29 protein-coding genes and 2 pseudogenes are annotated in these 18,261 nt (G+C 57.3%); 28 read left to right on the top strand and 3 right to left on the bottom strand.

Annotated features, from left to right (window positions below; genetic code table 11):
* The 28 genes and pseudogenes from tuf to rplQ form a co-directional block, all read left to right on the top strand.
* Positions 1-138 (top strand): annotated as a pseudogene (gene tuf / locus K7A42_RS04005) (elongation factor Tu); the annotation flags it as partial.
* Between the two features lie 311 nt (positions 139-449).
* A complete protein-coding gene (rpsJ, locus tag K7A42_RS04000) occupies positions 450-758 on the top strand; it encodes a 30S ribosomal protein S10 (protein WP_003507767.1) in 309 nt (102 codons plus the stop codon).
* A 168-nt stretch (positions 759-926) separates the two neighbouring features.
* Positions 927-1,568 carry a 50S ribosomal protein L3 gene (rplC, locus tag K7A42_RS03995; protein ID WP_004442604.1) on the top strand — a complete coding sequence of 214 codons (642 nt, stop codon included), beginning with the start codon at positions 927-929 and terminating at the stop codon, positions 1,566-1,568.
* A gap of 12 nt (positions 1,569-1,580) precedes the next feature.
* Entirely contained in the window at positions 1,581-2,201 is a 621-nt protein-coding gene (rplD, locus tag K7A42_RS03990; RefSeq protein ID WP_003495173.1) for a 50S ribosomal protein L4, read from the top strand.
* Positions 2,198-2,491 (top strand): 50S ribosomal protein L23, encoded by a 294-nt coding sequence (locus K7A42_RS03985; RefSeq protein ID WP_003521003.1) that lies wholly within the window; start codon positions 2,198-2,200, stop codon positions 2,489-2,491. The genes rplD and K7A42_RS03985 overlap by 4 nt, the downstream gene beginning before the upstream one ends.
* A gap of 43 nt (positions 2,492-2,534) precedes the next feature.
* Positions 2,535-3,371, top strand: coding sequence for a 50S ribosomal protein L2 (rplB, locus tag K7A42_RS03980; protein ID WP_003521004.1), 837 nt, complete (start codon positions 2,535-2,537; stop codon positions 3,369-3,371).
* Positions 3,372-3,386: 15 nt separating this feature from the next.
* A complete protein-coding gene (rpsS, locus tag K7A42_RS03975) occupies positions 3,387-3,665 on the top strand; it encodes a 30S ribosomal protein S19 (RefSeq protein WP_003507772.1) in 279 nt (92 codons plus the stop codon).
* Between the two features lie 2 nt (positions 3,666-3,667).
* The gene (gene rplV / locus K7A42_RS03970; RefSeq protein WP_003521005.1) at positions 3,668-4,057 is read left to right on the top strand and encodes a 50S ribosomal protein L22; all 390 of its coding nucleotides are present in this window, start codon (positions 3,668-3,670) and stop codon (positions 4,055-4,057) included.
* On the top strand, positions 4,057-4,788 hold the full coding sequence (rpsC, locus tag K7A42_RS03965) for a 30S ribosomal protein S3 (protein WP_004442600.1): 732 nt from the start codon (positions 4,057-4,059) through the stop codon (positions 4,786-4,788). The genes rplV and rpsC overlap by 1 nt, the downstream gene beginning before the upstream one ends.
* A 38-nt stretch (positions 4,789-4,826) precedes the next feature.
* Entirely contained in the window at positions 4,827-5,240 is a 414-nt protein-coding gene (gene rplP, locus K7A42_RS03960) for a 50S ribosomal protein L16 (RefSeq protein ID WP_003495190.1), read from the top strand.
* A gap of 12 nt (positions 5,241-5,252) precedes the next feature.
* Positions 5,253-5,453 carry a 50S ribosomal protein L29 gene (rpmC, locus tag K7A42_RS03955; protein ID WP_003495193.1) on the top strand — a complete coding sequence of 67 codons (201 nt, stop codon included), beginning with the start codon at positions 5,253-5,255 and terminating at the stop codon, positions 5,451-5,453.
* An 11-nt stretch (positions 5,454-5,464) separates the two neighbouring features.
* Positions 5,465-5,701: a 30S ribosomal protein S17 gene (gene rpsQ, locus K7A42_RS03950; RefSeq protein WP_003495195.1), complete on the top strand. Its 237-nt coding sequence runs from the start codon at positions 5,465-5,467 to the stop codon at positions 5,699-5,701.
* A 234-nt stretch (positions 5,702-5,935) separates the two neighbouring features.
* Positions 5,936-6,304, top strand: coding sequence for a 50S ribosomal protein L14 (rplN, locus tag K7A42_RS03945; RefSeq protein WP_003495199.1), 369 nt, complete (start codon positions 5,936-5,938; stop codon positions 6,302-6,304).
* Between the two features lie 12 nt (positions 6,305-6,316).
* Positions 6,317-6,625: a 50S ribosomal protein L24 gene (rplX, locus tag K7A42_RS03940; RefSeq protein ID WP_003521006.1), complete on the top strand. Its 309-nt coding sequence runs from the start codon at positions 6,317-6,319 to the stop codon at positions 6,623-6,625.
* Complete coding sequence (gene rplE / locus K7A42_RS03935; RefSeq protein WP_003495201.1) at positions 6,618-7,172, top strand: 50S ribosomal protein L5; 555 nt, start codon at positions 6,618-6,620, stop codon at positions 7,170-7,172. The genes rplX and rplE overlap by 8 nt, the downstream gene beginning before the upstream one ends.
* Before the next feature lie 33 nt (positions 7,173-7,205).
* Positions 7,206-7,511, top strand: coding sequence for a 30S ribosomal protein S14 (gene rpsN, locus K7A42_RS03930; protein ID WP_004442591.1), 306 nt, complete (start codon positions 7,206-7,208; stop codon positions 7,509-7,511).
* Positions 7,512-7,523: 12 nt separating this feature from the next.
* Positions 7,524-7,922, top strand: coding sequence for a 30S ribosomal protein S8 (rpsH, locus tag K7A42_RS03925; protein ID WP_004442588.1), 399 nt, complete (start codon positions 7,524-7,526; stop codon positions 7,920-7,922).
* Positions 7,923-7,965: 43 nt separating this feature from the next.
* Complete coding sequence (rplF, locus tag K7A42_RS03920; RefSeq protein ID WP_003495204.1) at positions 7,966-8,499, top strand: 50S ribosomal protein L6; 534 nt, start codon at positions 7,966-7,968, stop codon at positions 8,497-8,499.
* A gap of 12 nt (positions 8,500-8,511) precedes the next feature.
* Positions 8,512-8,874: a 50S ribosomal protein L18 gene (gene rplR, locus K7A42_RS03915; RefSeq protein WP_003507787.1), complete on the top strand. Its 363-nt coding sequence runs from the start codon at positions 8,512-8,514 to the stop codon at positions 8,872-8,874.
* 119 nt (positions 8,875-8,993) lie between these two features.
* Positions 8,994-9,563: a 30S ribosomal protein S5 gene (rpsE, locus tag K7A42_RS03910; protein ID WP_004442585.1), complete on the top strand. Its 570-nt coding sequence runs from the start codon at positions 8,994-8,996 to the stop codon at positions 9,561-9,563.
* A gap of 11 nt (positions 9,564-9,574) precedes the next feature.
* Complete coding sequence (gene rpmD / locus K7A42_RS03905) at positions 9,575-9,781, top strand: 50S ribosomal protein L30 (protein ID WP_003495212.1); 207 nt, start codon at positions 9,575-9,577, stop codon at positions 9,779-9,781.
* Between the two features lie 16 nt (positions 9,782-9,797).
* Positions 9,798-10,277, top strand: a complete 480-nt coding sequence (rplO, locus tag K7A42_RS03900) for a 50S ribosomal protein L15 (RefSeq protein WP_003521009.1) — start codon at positions 9,798-9,800, stop codon at positions 10,275-10,277.
* Positions 10,278-10,605: 328 nt separating this feature from the next.
* Positions 10,606-11,946: a preprotein translocase subunit SecY gene (gene secY, locus K7A42_RS03895; protein ID WP_004442582.1), complete on the top strand. Its 1,341-nt coding sequence runs from the start codon at positions 10,606-10,608 to the stop codon at positions 11,944-11,946.
* Entirely contained in the window at positions 11,943-12,533 is a 591-nt protein-coding gene (locus K7A42_RS03890; RefSeq protein WP_003507790.1) for an adenylate kinase, read from the top strand. Before secY ends, K7A42_RS03890 begins: the two co-directional genes overlap by 4 nt.
* 302 nt (positions 12,534-12,835) lie before the next feature.
* A complete protein-coding gene (gene rpsM / locus K7A42_RS03885; protein WP_003516122.1) occupies positions 12,836-13,204 on the top strand; it encodes a 30S ribosomal protein S13 in 369 nt (122 codons plus the stop codon).
* A gap of 138 nt (positions 13,205-13,342) precedes the next feature.
* Positions 13,343-13,732: a 30S ribosomal protein S11 gene (gene rpsK, locus K7A42_RS03880; RefSeq protein WP_003495225.1), complete on the top strand. Its 390-nt coding sequence runs from the start codon at positions 13,343-13,345 to the stop codon at positions 13,730-13,732.
* A 195-nt stretch (positions 13,733-13,927) separates the two neighbouring features.
* Entirely contained in the window at positions 13,928-14,938 is a 1,011-nt protein-coding gene (locus K7A42_RS03875; RefSeq protein ID WP_003495228.1) for a DNA-directed RNA polymerase subunit alpha, read from the top strand.
* Between the two features lie 118 nt (positions 14,939-15,056).
* Positions 15,057-15,482: a 50S ribosomal protein L17 gene (gene rplQ, locus K7A42_RS03870; protein WP_003521014.1), complete on the top strand. Its 426-nt coding sequence runs from the start codon at positions 15,057-15,059 to the stop codon at positions 15,480-15,482.
* 75 nt (positions 15,483-15,557) lie between these two features.
* Here the strand turns inward: rplQ and K7A42_RS03865 are convergent.
* From K7A42_RS03865 to msrP, 3 genes and pseudogenes are all read right to left on the bottom strand, one after another.
* A pseudogene (locus K7A42_RS03865) lies at positions 15,558-16,247 on the bottom strand (RNase A-like domain-containing protein); the annotation flags it as partial.
* Positions 16,248-16,568: 321 nt separating this feature from the next.
* The gene (gene msrQ, locus K7A42_RS03860; protein WP_282454886.1) at positions 16,569-17,225 is read right to left on the bottom strand and encodes a protein-methionine-sulfoxide reductase heme-binding subunit MsrQ; all 657 of its coding nucleotides are present in this window, start codon (positions 17,223-17,225) and stop codon (positions 16,569-16,571) included.
* A 2-nt stretch (positions 17,226-17,227) separates the two neighbouring features.
* The gene (msrP, locus tag K7A42_RS03855; protein ID WP_022556528.1) at positions 17,228-18,169 is read right to left on the bottom strand and encodes a protein-methionine-sulfoxide reductase catalytic subunit MsrP; all 942 of its coding nucleotides are present in this window, start codon (positions 18,167-18,169) and stop codon (positions 17,228-17,230) included.
* Positions 18,170-18,261 lie beyond the last annotated feature (92 nt).

Below are 18,261 nucleotides of genomic sequence, written 5' to 3'. Positions count from 1 at the left end.
ATGGTTATGCCTGGCGACAACGTCACCGTTGACGTCGAGCTGATCGTTCCGATCGCGATGGAAGAAAAGCTGCGCTTCGCTATCCGCGAAGGCGGCCGTACCGTCGGCGCCGGCATCGTTGCCTCGATCGTCGAGTAATCTCGACCGTTGAAATTCAGGCTGGCGGCGGTGTGAACAGCACCGCCGCCGGACTTTTGGTAAAAAGCCTGGCGGCGTTGCATTTTTAGTGCTTGAAAAATTCGGTGAAAGCGCGTAAACGCGCACTCACATTCACCGCTGGATTCGCAAGCGATTGCGGAACGCGGTGTTTTTAGCAATACAGACTACTGAAATGATTGGGGTGCGACGCGCATTCCTCTCGATTTTTGAAAATCTGCGGCGCCACGATCAATAGAAGTTCATGTGTTTCCGCGTGCGGAAACGAATAACAAAGAACAAGGACAAGACGAATGAACGGCCAGAATATCCGTATCCGCCTCAAGGCGTTCGATCACCGGATCCTCGATGCCTCTACCCGTGAAATCGTGTCGACCGCAAAGCGCACCGGCGCCAGCGTTCGCGGCCCGGTTCCGCTCCCCACCCGCATCGAAAAGTTTACTGTCAACCGCTCTCCCCACGTTGACAAGAAGAGCCGTGAACAGTTCGAAATGCGGACGCACAAGCGTCTTCTCGATATCGTTGACCCCACCCCGCAGACTGTCGATGCCCTTATGAAGCTCGACCTCGCTGCTGGCGTTGACGTGGAAATCAAGCTCTAAGACCCGGCCCGAACCATTCAAGGTAAGGGCTGAAATAACAAGGAAGGTACGTGGAGCAATCCAACGACTTCCAAACCGGAGACCGGAAACATCGTGAGATGTCGAAGGGCACTCCTTAACAAAGGCCAGAGAGGGTTTTCCCTTCAAGGCTCGCAAGAGGATGAACCAATGCGTTCAGGTGTGATTGCACAGAAAGTGGGTATGACACGCGTCTATAACGACGCAGGTGAACATATCCCTGTAACAGTATTGCGACTGGATAACGTACAAGTCGTTGCCCAGCGCACGGAAGACAAGAATGGCTACACCGCAGTTCAGCTCGGTGCCGGCCAGTCCAAGGTCAAGAACACGACGAAGGCGCTTCGCGGTCACTTTGCCGCTGCCAATGTCGAACCGAAGGCAAAGCTCGTCGAGTTCCGGGTTTCCCCCGAGAACCTGATCGACATCGGTGCAACACTGACCGCAAATCATTTTCAGACCGGCCAGCTGGTCGATGTCACCGGAACCACGATCGGTAAGGGTTTCGCCGGTGCTATGAAGCGTCACAACTTCGGTGGTGGCCGCGCTTCGCACGGTAACTCGATCTCGCACCGTGCACACGGTTCGACTGGTTCCAACCAGGATCCGGGTCGCGTCTGGAAGGGCAAGCGCATGGCTGGTCATATGGGCCAGACCCGCGTTACGACCCAGAACCTCGAAGTCGTTTCGACTGATGAAGACCGTGGCCTCATCCTCGTGAAGGGTGCAGTTCCCGGCTCGAAGGGTTCCTGGATCATCGTCCGCGACGCCGTCAAGTCGGCTGCGAAGTAAGGGAGCCTTATCATGGAATTGAACGTCAAGACCCTCGAGGGAAAAGACGCCGGCAAGGTTTCTCTGTCGGATGAGATCTTCGGCCTCGACCCCCGCCAGGACATTCTGGCCCGCATGGTTCGCTGGCAGCTTGCAAAGAAGCAGCAGGGAACCCACAAGTCCAAGAACCGGTCGGAAGTTTCCCGCACCGGCGCGAAGATGTACAAGCAGAAGGGTACGGGCCGCGCTCGTCACCATTCGGCTCGCGCACCGCAGTTCCGCGGCGGCGGCAAGGCCCACGGCCCGGTCGTTCGCAGCCACGCCCATGACCTTCCCAAGAAGGTTCGTGCGCTCGCCCTGCGTCACGCCCTGTCTGCAAAGCTGAAGGCTGAGGAACTGATCATCGTCGATCAGCTCGTCGCGTCCGAAGCAAAGACCAAGGCTCTGCTGGGCAGCTTCGCTTCGCTTGGCCTGACCAACGCTCTCGTTATCGGCGGCGCCGAACTTGATGGCAACTTCAAGCTCGCTGCTCAGAACATCCCGAACGTGGACGTTCTGCCGGTACAGGGCATCAATGTTTACGACATCCTGCGCCGTGGCAAGCTGGTGCTTTCCAAGGCTGCTGTAGAGGCTCTGGAGGAGCGGTTCAAATGACGGATCTTCGCCACTACGATGTGATCGTATCTCCTTCGATCACGGAAAAGTCGACGCTGGTATCCGAACAGAACCAGGTCGTATTCAACGTCGCCAAGAATGCTTCCAAGCCTGAAATCAAGGCTGCCGTGGAAGCTCTCTTCGGCGTCAAAGTCACGGCTGTGAACACGCTTATCCGCAAGGGTAAGACCCGTCGTTTCCGTGGGTTCGCCGGTAAGCTGAAGGACGTCAAGAAAGCCGTCGTCACGCTCGCCGAAGGTCAATCCATCGACGTGTCCACCGGACTCTAAAGGTTAGGCCCAAGCGGGCAAAGACCCAAAAGGGAACAATAAAATGGCATTGAAAAGTTTCAATCCGACCACGCCGAGCCAGCGCCAGCTGGTTATCGTGGACCGCGCTTCGCTCTACAAGGGCAAGCCGGTAAAGGCTCTCACCCAGGGCCTCAGCTCCAAGGGTGGCCGTAACAACCAGGGCCGGATCACCGTCCGTTTCCAGGGTGGCGGTCACAAGCGGACCTACCGTCTGGTTGACTTCAAGCGTCGCAAGTTCGACGTTGAAGGCACCGTTGAACGTCTGGAATACGACCCCAATCGCACCGCGTTCATCGCGCTGGTTACGTATACCGACGGCGAACAGGCTTACATTCTCGCGCCACAGCGTCTCGCTGCTGGTGACAAGGTGATCGCCTCCGACAAGGCAGTGGACGTGAAGCCCGGCAACACCATGCCGCTTCAGTACATTCCGGTCGGTTCGATCATCCACAACGTCGAGATGAAGCCGGGCAAGGGCGGTCAGATCGCTCGCTCCGCCGGTACGTATGTCCAGCTCGTCGGCCGCGATGCCGGCATGGCCATCCTGCGTCTCAACTCGGGCGAACAGCGTCTGGTGCACGGCTCCTGCCTCGCATCGATCGGCGCTGTTTCGAACTCTGACCACGCCAACATCAACGACGGCAAGGCCGGTCGTTCCCGTTGGCGCGGCAAGCGTCCGCACGTTCGCGGCGTCGTCATGAACCCGGTCGACCACCCGCACGGTGGTGGTGAAGGTCGCACGTCGGGTGGTCGCCACCCGGTTACTCCGTGGGGCAAGCCCACGAAGGGCAAGCGCACCCGTTCGAACAAGTCGACCGACAAGTTCATCATGCGCTCGCGCCATCAGCGTAAGAAGTAAGAGAGGTAGTCACTAATGGCTCGTTCAGTATGGAAAGGTCCGTTTGTTGACGGCTATCTTCTCACCAAGGCTGAGAAGGTGCGCGAGAGCGGACGTAACGAAGTAATCAAGATCTGGAGCCGTCGCTCCACGATCCTGCCGCAGTTCGTTGGTCTGACCTTCGGCGTCTACAACGGCAGCAAGCATGTGCCCGTCTCCGTTAACGAAGACATGGTCGGACACAAGTTCGGTGAATTCTCTCCGACCCGTACCTATTACGGTCACGGCGCGGACAAGAAGGCAAAGAGGAAGTAATCATGGCGAAGGCTAAGACCGAACGCCGGCTGAAGGACAACGAGGCTCAGGCCGTTGCCCGTACGCTCCGCGTCAGCCCCCAGAAACTGAACCTGGTTGCCGCTCTTATCCGTGGCAAGAAGGTTGATCGCGCTCTCGCCGAGCTCGAATTCTCCCGCAAGCGCATTGCAGGCACCGTCAAGAAGACGCTGGAATCTGCAATTGCCAATGCGGAAAACAACCACGACCTCGACGTCGACGCTCTCGTCGTCGCCGAGGCCTATGTTGGCAAGTCCATCACCATGAAGCGTTTCCACGCTCGTGGCCGTGGTCGTGCTTCCCGCATTGAAAAGCCGTTCGCTCACCTCACGATCGTTGTTCGTGAAGTCGAGGAAAAAGGGGAGGCCGCATAATGGGTCAGAAAATCAATCCGATCGGCTTCCGCCTCGGCATCAACCGTACCTGGGATAGCCGCTGGTACGCTGACACCGCAGAATACGGCAAGCTGCTGCATGAAGACCTGAAGATCCGGGCTTACCTGATCAAGGAACTCAAGCAGGCCGGTATCGCAAAGGTCGTCATCGAGCGTCCGCACAAGAAGTGCCGCGTCACGATCCACTCGGCTCGTCCGGGTCTGATCATCGGCAAGAAGGGTGCAGACATCGAGAAGCTTCGCAAGAAGCTTTCCGAGATGACCAACTCCGAAACGCACCTCAACATCGTTGAAGTGCGCAAGCCGGAAATTGACGCGACGCTGGTTGCCCAGTCGATCGCTCAGCAGCTCGAGCGCCGCGTGGCTTTCCGCCGTGCGATGAAGCGTGCTGTTCAGTCCGCAATGCGTCTTGGCGCCGAAGGCATCAAGATCACCTGCGGCGGCCGTCTTGGCGGTGCTGAAATCGCTCGTACCGAATGGTACCGCGAAGGTCGCGTTCCGTTGCACACGCTGCGTGCGGACATCGACTACGGCACGGCTGAAGCTGAAACCGCATTCGGCATCTGCGGCATCAAGGTCTGGATCTTCAAGGGCGAAATCCTTGAGCACGATCCGATGGCTTCTGAGCGTCGCGGTCTCGAAGGCGACGCACAGGGCCCTGCAAGCCGTGAGCGTGGCGATCGTGGCGATCGTCGTCGCGAAAACGCTTGATTGACGCTGGCGAAAGATAAGCTCGGAGAAGTAAGAAAATGTTGCAGCCAAAGCGTACTAAGTACCGTAAGCAGTTCAAGGGACGCATCAAGGGCGTCGCCAAGGGCGGCTTTGACCTGGCATTCGGTGAATTCGGCTTGAAGTCGCAGGAACCGAACCGCGTGAATGCACGCGAGATCGAAGCGGCCCGCCGCGCGATCACGCGTTACATGAAGCGCGCAGGTCGCGTGTGGATCCGCGTATTCCCCGACGTTCCGGTTACGGCCAAGCCGACCGAAGTTCGTATGGGTAAGGGCAAGGGTTCGGTCGATTACTGGGCATGCAAGGTCAAGCCCGGTCGTATGATGTTCGAGATCGACGGTGTGTCCGAGGAGATCGCCCGTGAGGCGCTTCGTCTCGGCGCTGCCAAGCTCTCGGTCAAGACGCGCTTCGTACAGCGCATCGCAGAGTAAGGAGCAAGGCACATGAAAGCCGATGAAGTTCGCGGCCTCAGCGCCGACCAGCTCAAGGACAAGCTCGCCGATCTGAAGAAGGAGCAGTTCAACCTGCGCTTCCAGAAGGCAACTGGTCAGCTGGAGAAGTCCTCGCGCATCAACGAAGTCCGCAAGGATATCGCCCGCGTTAAAACCATTGCCCGCCAGAAGGCGGCAGAAGCCAAGGCCTAAGGAAGAATAATATGCCGAAACGCATTCTGCAGGGCGTCGTTGTGTCCGACAAGAACGAGAAGACTGTCGTAGTTCGTGTTGAGCGTCGATTCGCTCACCCGCTGCTTCAGAAGACCGTTCGTCGTTCGAAGAAGTACAAGGCACACGACGAAAACAATCAGTATAAGGTCGGCGATGTCGTTTCCATCGAGGAATGCGCACCGATCTCCAAGGACAAGCGCTGGACGGTCGTTTCCGCCCAGGCTTAATTTCATCAGAATCGCGCCAGGTGTCTTGCACTTGGCGCGAATTCCTGTATGAAGCAGCGCAAGGACGCTCGTGACCCGGGCGTCTTTTGCTTTGATGCGCACGGAAGGTCCTTCGGGAAACCACCCTGTCACGATTTTTCCGCGCAAAAAAAGAGATATTCATAAGCTGGAGCAGGGGGCTCGCTCGGGAGAGTTTGCCCAACCGTTCCGGTAACAACAAGAAGGCGACCTGACATGATTCAGATGCAAACAAACCTCGACGTGGCGGATAATTCCGGCGCACGTCGTGTCATGTGCATCAAGGTGCTGGGCGGCTCGAAGCGCAAATATGCTTCTGTTGGCGACATTATTGTCGTTTCCATCAAGGAAGCTATTCCGCGCGGCCGCGTCAAGAAGGGCGACGTGATGAAGGCGGTTGTCGTGCGCACCGCCAAGGACATCCGCCGCGCTGACGGCAGCGTCATCCGTTTCGATAACAACGCAGCCGTTCTTATCGACAACAAGAAAGAGCCCATCGGCACCCGTATCTTCGGACCGGTTCCGCGCGAACTTCGCGCCAAGAACCACATGAAGATCATCTCGCTGGCTCCGGAAGTACTGTAAGGAGCGTATGCGATGCAGAAAATTCGTAAAGGCGACAAGGTTGTCGTATTGACCGGTAAGGACAAGGGCCGTACCGGCGAAGTAATCCAGGTTTTGCCGAAGGAAGACCGGGCCGTTGTGCGTGGCGTAAACATGGTGAAGCGTCACCAGCGCCAGACCCAGGCCCAGGAAGCCGGCATCATCAACAAGGAAGCATCCTTGCACATCTCCAACATCGCCATCGTCGACAAGGATGGCAAGCCGACCCGCGTTGGCTTCTCGGTTGTGGATGGCAAGAAGGTCCGCGTGGCCAAGCGTTCGGGAGAAGTGATCGATGGCTGATAAGTACGAGCCGCGTCTCAAGACGGAATACGTTTCCCGTATCCGTGGCGCCATGCAGGAGAAGTTCTCCTACGCAAACGTCATGATGATCCCGAAGCTTGAAAAGATCGTGATCAACATGGGCGTTGGCGAAGCGACTGCCGACTCCAAGAAGCCCACGATCGCTGCCGGTGACCTGGCTGCGATTGCCGGCCAGAAGCCGGTCGTTACCCGCGCTCGCAACTCGATCGCTGGTTTCAAGGTTCGCGAAGGCATGCCGATCGGTGCGAAGGTTACCCTTCGTGGCGCCCGCATGTACGAATTCCTTGATCGTCTGGTCAACATCGCGCTGCCGCGCGTTCGCGACTTCCGGGGCCTGAACCCGAAGAGCTTTGACGGCCGTGGCAACTTCGCCATGGGCATCAAGGAACACATTGTGTTCCCTGAGATCAACTACGATAAGGTTGATCAGATGTGGGGCATGGACATCATCGTTTGCACGACGGCGACGTCGGACGACGAAGCTCGGGCTCTGCTGACAGAGTTCAACTTCCCGTTCCGTCACTAACCGTAACGACGAGCGTAGAAAAGGAACTCCGATATGGCGAAAACAAGCGCAGTTGAAAAGAACAAGCGCCGCCGCAAGTCGGTCGCCCAGCAGGCCAGCAAGCGCGCGGCCCTCAAGGCGATCGTGATGAACCAGTCCCTTCCGATCGAAGAGCGGTTCAAGGCCACCCTGAAGCTCGCTTCGCTGCCGCGTGACGGCTCGAAGACGCGTATCCGCAACCGCTGCGAAGTAACGGGCCGTCCGCGCGCGTTCTATCGCAAGCTCAAGATGTCGCGTATCGCGCTTCGTGAGCTGGGCAATTCCGGCAAGGTGCCGGGCATTGTCAAGTCGAGCTGGTAAGGAGACGGGCACATGACCATGACTGATCCTTTGGGTGATATGCTCACCCGCATCCGCAATGGTGCTGCTCGCCGTAAGTCTTCGGTAAGCACGCCTGCTTCCAGCCTCCGCGCACGCGTTCTCGACGTGCTGCAGTCTGAAGGCTACATTCGCGGTTATTCCAAGGTCGATTTCGAAAACGGCAAGTCCGAATTCACCATCGAGCTGAAGTACTACGAAGGCGCGTCCGTGATCCGTGAGATCGGCCGCGTTTCCAAGCCGGGCCGCCGGGTTTATGTCTCGGTAAAGTCCATTCCGCAGGTCGCGAACGGCCTCGGCATCACCATCCTTTCGACCCCGAAGGGCGTGATGGCCGATCACCAGGCTCGCGAACAGAACGTTGGTGGCGAGGTTCTTTGCTCGGTCTTCTAAGACCCGCGCAAGGATCTCCATAACGAACAGACAGGATTGAATAATGTCTCGTATCGGTAAAAAGCCCGTTCCGGTTCCCGCAGGTGTGACGGCCAATGTCGACGGCCAGAAGGTTACTGCTAAGGGCCCGAAGGGTGAACTGTTTTTCGTCGCTAACGACGACATTCAGCTGAAGCTCGAAGATAACGGCGTTTCCGTAACGCCGGCTAACGGCACCAAGGAAGCTCGTTCGAAGTGGGGCATGTCCCGCACGATGATCGAGAACATCTTCAAGGGTGTTAAGGACGGCTATGAGCGCAAGCTCGAAATCAACGGCGTTGGTTACCGTGCCGCCATGCAGGGCAAGAACCTGCAGCTGGCTCTCGGTTTCAGCCACGACGTTGTGTACGAGCCTCCGGTCGGCATCACCATTGCCGTTCCGAAGCCGACGGAAATCATCGTTTCCGGCATCAACAAGCAGCAGGTTGGCCAGGTTGCCGCGGAAATCCGCGAATACCGCGGTCCCGAGCCCTACAAGGGCAAGGGCGTAAAGTACGCTGAAGAGCGTATTGTACGCAAAGAAGGCAAGAAGAAGTAAGGATCACGCGAAATGGCTAGCAGGAAAGAAGCACTTGCACGTCGCGCGAGCCGTGTGCGCCGCCAGATCAAGGCGGTTGCCAACGGCCGCCCGCGCCTGTCGGTTCATCGCTCGTCGAAGAACATCTACGCCCAGATCATCGATGACGTTGCTGGCAAGACGCTTGCGTCTGCCTCCACGCTCGAAGCCGATCTGCGCGGCTCGCTCAAGACTGGCGCCGACGTTGCAGCAGCAGCTGTTGTCGGCAAGCTGGTTGCCGAGCGCGGCGTCAAGGCTGGCGTCAAGGATGTTGTATTCGACCGTGGCGCGTTCATCTATCACGGCCGTATCAAGGCTCTGGCAGATGCAGCCCGCGAAAGCGGCCTGAACTTCTGATTTTTTTCCGCCCGGACATCGATCCGGGCGGAATTTCACCGGACCATGCGGATCTCGTCTTCGGGGCCGCTGGTCTTTTCGTTTGCCGTTCCACCCGTAAAAGAAAAAGGACAAGGACAATGGCACAGGATAAAAGAGGTTCCCGCGAAGAGCGTCAGAACCGCGAAGAGCGCGATAGCGAATTCGTCGACAAGCTGGTCGCGATCAACCGCGTTGCAAAGGTTGTTAAGGGTGGCCGTCGTTTCGGTTTCGCCGCTCTCGTCGTCGTTGGCGACCAGAAGGGTCGCGTTGGTTTCGGTCACGGCAAGGCTCGTGAAGTTCCGGAAGCGATCCGCAAGGCGACTGAAAGCGCAAAGCGCGATCTGATCTTCGTTCCGCTGCGCGATGGCCGCACGCTGCATCACGACGTCAATGGCCGTCACGGCGCAGGCAAGGTTCTGCTGCGTTCGGCCAAGGCCGGTACCGGTATCATCGCCGGTGGTCCGATGCGCGCCGTTTTCGAAACGCTCGGCGTTCATGACGTTGTTGCCAAGTCGACCGGTTCTTCGAACCCGTACAACATGGTTCGCGCGACGTTCGACGCTCTGAAGCATCAGGTTCATCCGAAGGACATCGCTGCACAGCGCGGTCTGAAGTATGCGACCCTTCAGGCTCGTCGTGCCGCTTCCGGCAACGCTTCTGAAGAATAAGGAGCTGGATCATGGCCAAGAAAACTACTGAAGCCAAGAAGACTGTTACGGTCGAACAGATCGGCAGCCCTATTCGCCGCCCGGCAATCCAGCGTCAGACGCTGGTGGGTCTGGGTCTCAACAAGATGCATCGTCAGCGCACCCTGGAAGACACTCCGGCGGTTCGCGGCATGATCCGTGCGGTCCAGCATCTCGTTCGCGTCGTTGACGAGAAGTGAGACGGAGTAACCTATCATGAAACTCAATGAAATCAGAGACAACGAAGGCGCCTCCAAGGATCGTATCCGCGTAGGTCGCGGTATCGGTTCCGGCAAGGGCAAGACCGGTGGTCGCGGTGTGAAGGGTCAGAAGGCTCGTTCGGGCGTCGCCATCAACGGCTTCGAAGGCGGTCAGATGCCAATCTACCGTCGTCTGCCGAAGCGCGGTTTCAACAACATCTTCGCTTCCGAATATGTTGTCGTATCGCTCGGCCGCATTCAGACCGCCATCGACGCCAAGAAGCTTGACGCTTCCGCAACGATCGATGCTGCTGCTCTCAAGGCTGCCGGCGTTATCCGCCGCGCCAAGGACGGCGTTCGTATTCTCGCCGACGGCGAGCTGAAGGCTAAGGTCGCTTTTGAAGTTGCCGGTGCTTCCAAGCCCGCAATCGAAAAGATCGAAAAGGCTGGCGGCTCGATCAAGCTTCTCGCAGTTGCAGCAGAAGCCGCCGAGTAATATATAGACTTCAGGCGCCCGGGGCTTGTCGCTCCGGGCGTTTGCGCTCCCTGGCCACTGTTGCTTTCGATCTAAATCGATTTATAGAGCATCGGGGAAATCTCTTCGCGGTGTGCTTCCTCGGCCCCGCTTGCGGCAGAAAGTGCTGCAGGGAGAGCCTCACAGTTCTTGAACTTCCATAGGGGAGGGGATAGGACATAAAAAACAGGGTGAGGCATGATGGCGGCGCAAAGCCGCGTTTGTCCGAAGCCCGGTTTTGACCAGTATCTTTTAGACCTTTCCGCATCGGCCGGTTGCGCTGGCTGGCAAGGGTCATTCGGAGAAATTTATGGCTTCAGCAGCGGAACAACTGGCTTCGAACCTGAATTTTTCGACCTTCGCTAAGGCGGAGGATCTGAAAAAGCGTCTCTGGTTTACTCTTGCCGCACTTCTCGTCTACCGTCTCGGCACCCATATTCCGCTTCCGGGCCTGAACCCTGAAGCCTATGCGCAGGCCTTCCGTGGCCAGGCCAACGGTATTCTCGGTCTTTTCAACATGTTTGCGGGTGGCGCTGTCGAGCGCATGGCGATTTTCGCCCTCGGCATCATGCCTTACATCTCCGCTTCGATCATCGTGCAGCTCATGACCTCGGTCGTGCCTTCGCTCGAAGCGTTGAAGAAGGAAGGCGAAGCCGGCCGCAAGATCATCAACCAGTACACCCGTTACGGCACGGTGCTGCTCGGCACGCTGCAGGCCTATGGCATTGCGGTCGGCCTCGAAAGCGGTAACGGCCTTGTGGTCGATCCAGGCTGGTTCTTCCGCATTTCCACCGTCATCACGCTGCTTGGCGGCACGATGTTCCTGATGTGGCTCGGCGAACAGATCACCTCGCGCGGTATCGGCAACGGTATTTCGCTGATCATCTTCGCGGGCATTGCCGCCGGTCTGCCCAAGGCCTTGGCCGGCACGCTGGAACTCGGCCGCACCGGTGCGCTTTCGACCCCGCTCATCCTGACGGTCGTCGTCGTTGCAATCGGCGTCATTGCCCTCATCGTCTTCGTGGAGCGTGCGCAGCGCCGTCTGTTGATCCAATATCCGAAGCGACAGGTCGGGAACCGCATGTTCCAGGGCGACACCTCGCACCTGCCGCTGAAGCTTAACACGGCCGGCGTCATTCCTGCGATCTTCGCATCGTCGCTGCTGCTTCTGCCGGCAACGGCTGCAGGCTTTGCGGGTAACACCAACCTGCCGACCTGGGCGACCTCGATCATCGCCTCGCTGCAGCATGGCCAGCCGCTGTTCATGGCGCTTTATGGCCTGCTGATTGCTTTCTTCGCCTTCTTCTACACGGCGATCGTATTCAATCCGAAGGATACGGCTGACAATCTCAAGAAGCATGGCGGCTTCATTCCGGGCATCCGTCCGGGCGAGCGCACTGCGGAGTACATTGATTACGTTCTGACCCGCATCACTGTGGTCGGCGCGATTTATCTGGTCTTCGTCTGTATCCTTCCTGAGACACTTATCGCACGTACGGGCATTCCATTAGCCCTTGGTGGTACTTCGCTTTTGATCGTTGTCAGTGTAACTCTGGATACGGTTGCGCAGATTCAGGGTCACCTGATCGCCCAGCAGTATGAAGGTCTGATCAAGAAGTCGAAGTTGCGTGGAGGAAAGAGGGGACGATGAGACTGATATTTTTGGGTCCGCCGGGTGCGGGCAAGGGAACCCAGGCCAAGCGGCTTACTGACAAGTACGGGATCCCCCAGCTTTCAACCGGTGACATGCTGCGCGCTGCGGTCAGCGCGGGCACCGAAATCGGCAAGCGCGCCAAGGCCGTCATGGACGCCGGCGGGCTGGTATCCGACGATATCGTCAATCAGATCGTTTCCGAACGTATCGAAGCTCCTGACTGTGCCAAGGGCTTCATTCTCGACGGTTATCCGCGCACCGTTCCGCAGGCGAAGGCGCTCGCCGACAACATGCGCAAGAAGAACCTGGTGCTCGACGCCGTCATCGAACTCAAGGTGGACGAAGAGGCTTTGATTCGCCGAATCGAAAATCGCGTGGCTGAAACCATTGCCGCCGGCGGTACTGTTCGCTCTGACGATAATCCGGAGGCTTTCCGCAAGCGCCTGACGGAATATCGCGAGAAGACTGCGCCGCTGTCCGCTTATTACAGCGAACAGGGCGAACTGGTGACGCTGGATGGCATGGCAGATGTCGATGCCGTCACCGAGGCCATCGAGCGCGTTCTTGAGAAAGCATCTGCCTGATCGAGAGAATGAGTGGGCGAGGATCGTTGCGTTCTTGCCCATCTTCCTTTTCGAAAGGCGGCTGATCCCTTGGATCGCAAAAGAATCTTGGCGGAGCCGGTTGCTTTTTTGCGCTGATTCCGTTAAACACCGCGCCAACTCGCGACATCCCAAGCGACTGGTGCGGATTTCCCTTAGGGAAGGGAGATCCGGGTTCGGTCGTTTTGACTTGTCACGGACATCAATTTGAACTGGCGGTCTTGTCGGCCGCTCGAATGGAATCACCACTTGCCGGATGGCAACTGGAACCAAGGAGAAAAGACGTGGCACGTATCGCTGGCGTCAACATCCCGACTGCGAAGCGCGTTGTTATTGCGCTGACCTACATTCACGGGATTGGTCCGAAATTCGCGCAGGAAATCATGGACAAGGTCGGTCTTCCGGCTGACAAGCGCGTTCATCAGCTTACGGATGCTGAAGTTCTTCAGATCCGCGAAGCCATCGACCGCGACTACCAGGTCGAAGGCGACCTGCGTCGCGAAACGTCGATGAACATCAAGCGTCTGATGGACCTCGGTTGCTACCGCGGCCTGCGTCACCGTCGTGGCCTTCCGGTCCGCGGTCAGCGCACGCACACCAACGCCCGCACCCGCAAGGGTCCGGCGAAGGCTATCGCTGGTAAGAAGAAGTAATTTTCCGGTTCTCCGGAAAGGGGAGGCTGGTGCAGTCCGCGCCAGCCTTTCTGAGTTTGGCGAAAAGCTCGGTTACGGGCTGATTGCCGGTGTAGCCGCTGGTGTTACGGCGGTGAAGAGATCAATGAAAGGTATAAAATGGCCAAGGAAGCCGCACGCGTCCGTCGTCGCGAACGCAAAAATATCACGTCTGGCGTCGCGCACGTCAATTCGACATTCAACAACACGATGATCACCATCACCGACGCGCAGGGCAATGCTATTGCCTGGTCGTCCGCTGGTGCCAAGGGCTTCAAGGGTTCGCGTAAGTCGACCCCGTTCGCTGCCCAGATCGCTGCTGAAGATTGCGCGAAGAAGGCTCAGGAACACGGCATGAAGTCGCTTGAAGTTGAAGTTTGCGGTCCGGGTTCCGGCCGTGAATCGGCACTTCGCGCCCTGCAGGCTGCCGGTTTCATGATCACTTCCATTCGCGACGTGACGCCGATCCCGCACAACGGTTGCCGTCCGCGCAAGAAGCGCCGCGTCTGACGCGACCGTGGTTCGGAAATTCCGCCTTACCTCAGGTCTGGCGGAATTTTCGTGTATCTGGCGTGTGCGCGTCGATTTCGATCGGCGGACTTGCGCTCAAGAACCCACCGATGAACCGCTGAATTTGGTTCCTCTCGGTGTTTTCATGCTCGGTCCGTCACGATTGGATGGTGGCGGCGAACGGAAGGTTTAAAGATGATTCAGAAGAACTGGCAGGAACTTATCAAGCCGAACAAGGTCGAGTTCACCTCGTCCAGCCGCACCAAGGCAACGCTCGTTGCCGAGCCGCTGGAGCGTGGTTTCGGTCTTACCCTCGGCAACGCGCTGCGTCGCGTTCTGTTGTCTTCTCTGCGCGGCGCCGCTGTTACGGCCGTGCAGATCGACGGTGTCCTGCACGAATTCTCCTCCATCCCCGGCGTCCGGGAAGATGTGACGGATATCGTGCTCAACATCAAGGAAATCGCCATCAAGATGGATGGCGACGATTCCAAGCGCATGGTCGTGCGCAAGCAGGGCCCGGGTGCCGTAACCGCTGGTGACATCCAGACGGTTGGCGACATCGAGATCCTGAACCCCGACCACGTGATCTGCACGCTCGACGATGGCGCTGAAATCCGCATGGAATTCACCGTCAACAACGGCAAGGGTTACGTACCGGCTGAGCGCAACCGCGCGGAAGATGCCCCGATTGGCCTCATTCCGGTGGACAGCCTCTATTCTCCGGTCAAGAAAGTGTCCTACAAGGTTGAAAACACCCGTGAAGGCCAGGTTCTCGACTATGACAAGCTGATCATGACGATCGAGACCAACGGTTCGGTTTCCGGCGAAGACGCCGTTGCCTTCGCCGCTCGCATTCTTCAGGACCAGCTGGGCGTCTTCGTCAATTTCGACGAGCCGCAGAAGGAAGCAGAAGAAGAATCGGTTACGGAACTCGCGTTCAACCCGGCGCTTCTCAAGAAGGTCGACGAGCTCGAGCTGTCGGTTCGTTCGGCAAACTGCCTGAAGAACGACAACATCGTTTACATCGGCGACCTGATCCAGAAGACCGAAGCCGAAATGCTCCGCACGCCGAACTTTGGTCGCAAGTCGCTGAACGAAATCAAGGAAGTTCTCGCTTCCATGGGTCTGCACCTCGGCATGGAAGTGCCGGCATGGCCGCCTGAGAACATCGAAGATCTCGCAAAGCGTTACGAAGACCAGTACTAACAAACAAGAAGGCAGACCTCAAAGACTGCCTTTCCCCGTCAAACAGCAGGTAAGTCACCTGCATGTGCCAGGAAACGGCAGGCCTTAAAGAAGGAACCTGCGTAGAAGGAGAATAGCAATGCGCCACGGTAATTCAGGCCGCAAGCTCAATAGAACCGCCAGCCACCGCAAGGCAATGTTTGCCAACATGGCTGCTTCGCTCATCACCCATGAGCAGATCGTCACCACGCTTCCGAAGGCGAAGGAAATTCGCCCGATCGTTGAGAAGCTCGTCACCCTCGGCAAGCGCGGCGACCTGCACGCTCGTCGTCAGGCGATTTCGCAGATCAAGGATCAGGACGCTGTTCGCAAGCTGTTCGACGCGATCGCAGCACGTTACGCAAACCGTAACGGCGGCTACCTGCGTATCATGAAGGCAGGCTTCCGCCAGGGCGACAATGCCGCTCTCGCCGTCATCGAATTCGTCGAGCGCGACGTTGACGCCAAGGGCGCAGCCGACAAGGCTCGCGTTGCCGCTGAAGCTGCTGCTGCCGAAGCTGCATAAGGTTTGACGCCGTTCAGGCGTCATGAGTTAAAAAGCCGGGCGAGTGATCGCCCGGCTTTTTTGTTGAAAAAGACTTTAGGAACGGCGCAGGTAGTAACCGTCAGTACCGTCGTCGCCTTCGATCAATTCAACAGTCCGGTTGAGAAGCCATTTAATTCCCTGATCTGCCGCCCCAAACTCAGCGTTGGATGTGTTCCAGAGATTTCCGAGCACGCGATCAGGAACGTCTGATCGTAGTATGGACGCCAGAAATGCCAGAAGTTTATTCCGCTCTGCCTTAGTCAGATGATACAAACCAAAAAGCAATACGCCGTCCAAGCTTTCGAAAATTTCGAAATCTTGAATCATATAGCTTGTGAATTTTAGAAACTCCGGTGCGGGGGTAATAGTCTTTTTCACGATATCATCGTTCCTAGGGTAGGCTGTATTGACATAGAAGCCATTAGGGCGGCTGGCGTCGTGAACAATAAACACGCCAACTTCGTATGTAACCCGTAGGTGGGCTTCAGAATAAGGAGTTTCGCGAAACGCTTCAACGCCAGTGCGATAGCCAAATCTCTTTTTGAGGAATGCCTCTTTGAGAAAACCGGTCGCGACCAATTCGGCCGTTTCGGCATTGCTTTCGATCGTCTGATTTACGAAGTACTGGGCGTCTTCATAACTGTTGAAGCTCCCATTCCGAAACATCACGAAAGTTACTGGCATCCACCACTTAGCAGGGCGGCCCATTCGCAATAAAAGTTCCGTTCCAGTTTTTCCCACATGGTACCGTAGAGTGCACCACGATAGTTTTCCTCTTTATGCAGGTCTATCTTTTGATGAGCTTTTCCTGGTGAAGGGACCGCGTTGTTTGACCCCGATTGATTGACCGTGGTCCATTCTCCGCCTTGTGGGTTCCCTGGGGGTACTCGCGGTTGGTTTGGATTGAAATTAGCTTTTGTTCGATGAATTTGTAGACGCGCATAAGATAGGCGCAAACGATAGATTTTTAATTTTCTTTCAAGTTTCTACAGTCGTTTATCTCCGCGTTCATACAACTAGAGAGAATAAATCTGTTTTTCGGAGCGGGGATAAATTGGGTGAGTTTTATTCGGGATTGGCGGCCCGGACGCGCCCTCTTTTCTTTCTCTTCGCTGCCATGAACGTCGGCCGCACCAGCCGATAGCCGAGCAATACCACCATGGTGCTGATATAAAACACCGGCTCCAGCGTGATCGATTTTCGCGCCAGCACGAAATGCAGCACGCCGACGATGAGGACGAGATAGACGAGTTTATGCAGCGTGTTCCAGCGGCTTCCGAGCTTGCGGATGGACCACCGGTTGGAAGTGAGCGCCAAGGGCAGGAGCATGACGAGCCCCGCCATGCCGAACATGATATAGGGCCGTTTCAGGATATCACCGGCGATGGAACTGAAGACGAGGCCACGGTCCAGCACCAGATAGACGGTAAAGTGCGCCAATACGTAATAAAAGGCAATCAGACCCAGCGCCCGACGATAGGCGATGAGGTTGATGTTGAAGAGATCGCGTAGCGGCGTCACCAGCAGGCCTAGACAGAGGAAGCGAAGCGCCCAGATGCCGAGGAGGTGTTCGAAATCCTTGACCGGGTTGAAGCCGAGGCCTCCGGTTGCGGCGAGGTAGAAATACCAGACGCCGGGAGCAAGGCCGATGAAATACAGCGACCAGATGGCCGCCGGTTGGTAACGCTTCGGCAGAGAGGGTAAGGTGAAGGCGAAAGCCATGGTCAATAATTCGCCTTCAGGTCCATGCCGGCGTAGAGGCTCGCTACTTCATCGTAGCCATTGAACATCAGGGTAGGGCGGTTCTGGGTGCCAAAGAAGCCGCCTTCGCCGATGCGCTGCTCCGTCGCCTGGCTCCAGCGGGGATGGTCCACATGTGGATTGACGTTGGAATAGAAGCCGTATTCGCGGGCGTTGGAATTTTTCCAGGTCGTTTCCGGCTGTTTCTCGACAAGCGAAATGCGGACGATGGATTTGATGCCCTTGAAGCCGTACTTCCACGGCACGACAAGCCGGATCGGTGCGCCGTTCTGGTTCGGCAACGTCTCGCCATAAAGGCCGACGGCAAGGATGGTCAGGGGATGGCGGGCTTCATCGAGGCGCAAACCTTCGACATAGGGCCATGACAGGGGCTGGAACAGGCCGCTCTGTCCGGGCATTTCCTCTGGCCGCACCACGGTCTCGAAGGAAACATATTTCGCGCTGCCCAGCGGTTCGACCTTGTCGAGCAGGCTTGCAAGTGGGAAGCCGATCCATGGAATGACCATCGACCAGCCTTCGACGCAGCGCATGCGGTAGGTGCGTTCCTCAAGCTGATATTTCATCAGCTCTTCGATGCCGAATTCCTGTGGCTTGGAAACGAGGCCATCCACTTTCACGGTCCAGGGTGTGGGTTTGAACTTGCCGGAATTTTCCTTGGGGTCGGATTTGCCGACGCCGAATTCGTAGAAGTTGTTGTAGCTGGTGACGGCATCAAGCGGCGTGAGTTTTTCATCCAGCTTGTAAGCGCCGGGTTTCGCCGCGAGCGGAGCGGCAACCGCCTCACTGCCCGCAAGCCCTATTGCCGCAAGGCCCGCCGCTGTGCCGAGGAAGCCGCGTCTGGAAAGGTAGATGTTTTTCGGCGTGATTTCGCTTGCCGAAATATGGGGCGGACGATAGGCGGGCATTGGAACCTCCACAAAAGCCGAGTGCATCTGCGATAAATCGATTATGATAGCCAATACGGCCGCTGCACAGATATGTTTCAGCCTGCTGCGGA

Origin of the sequence: Agrobacterium sp. InxBP2, assembly GCF_026191755.1 — a bacterium.
GTDB classification, from domain to species: domain Bacteria; phylum Pseudomonadota; class Alphaproteobacteria; order Rhizobiales; family Rhizobiaceae; genus Agrobacterium; species Agrobacterium pusense.
Note: the sequence above shows the minus strand (reverse complement) of the source record. Positions and strands in the feature narration are given on the sequence as shown.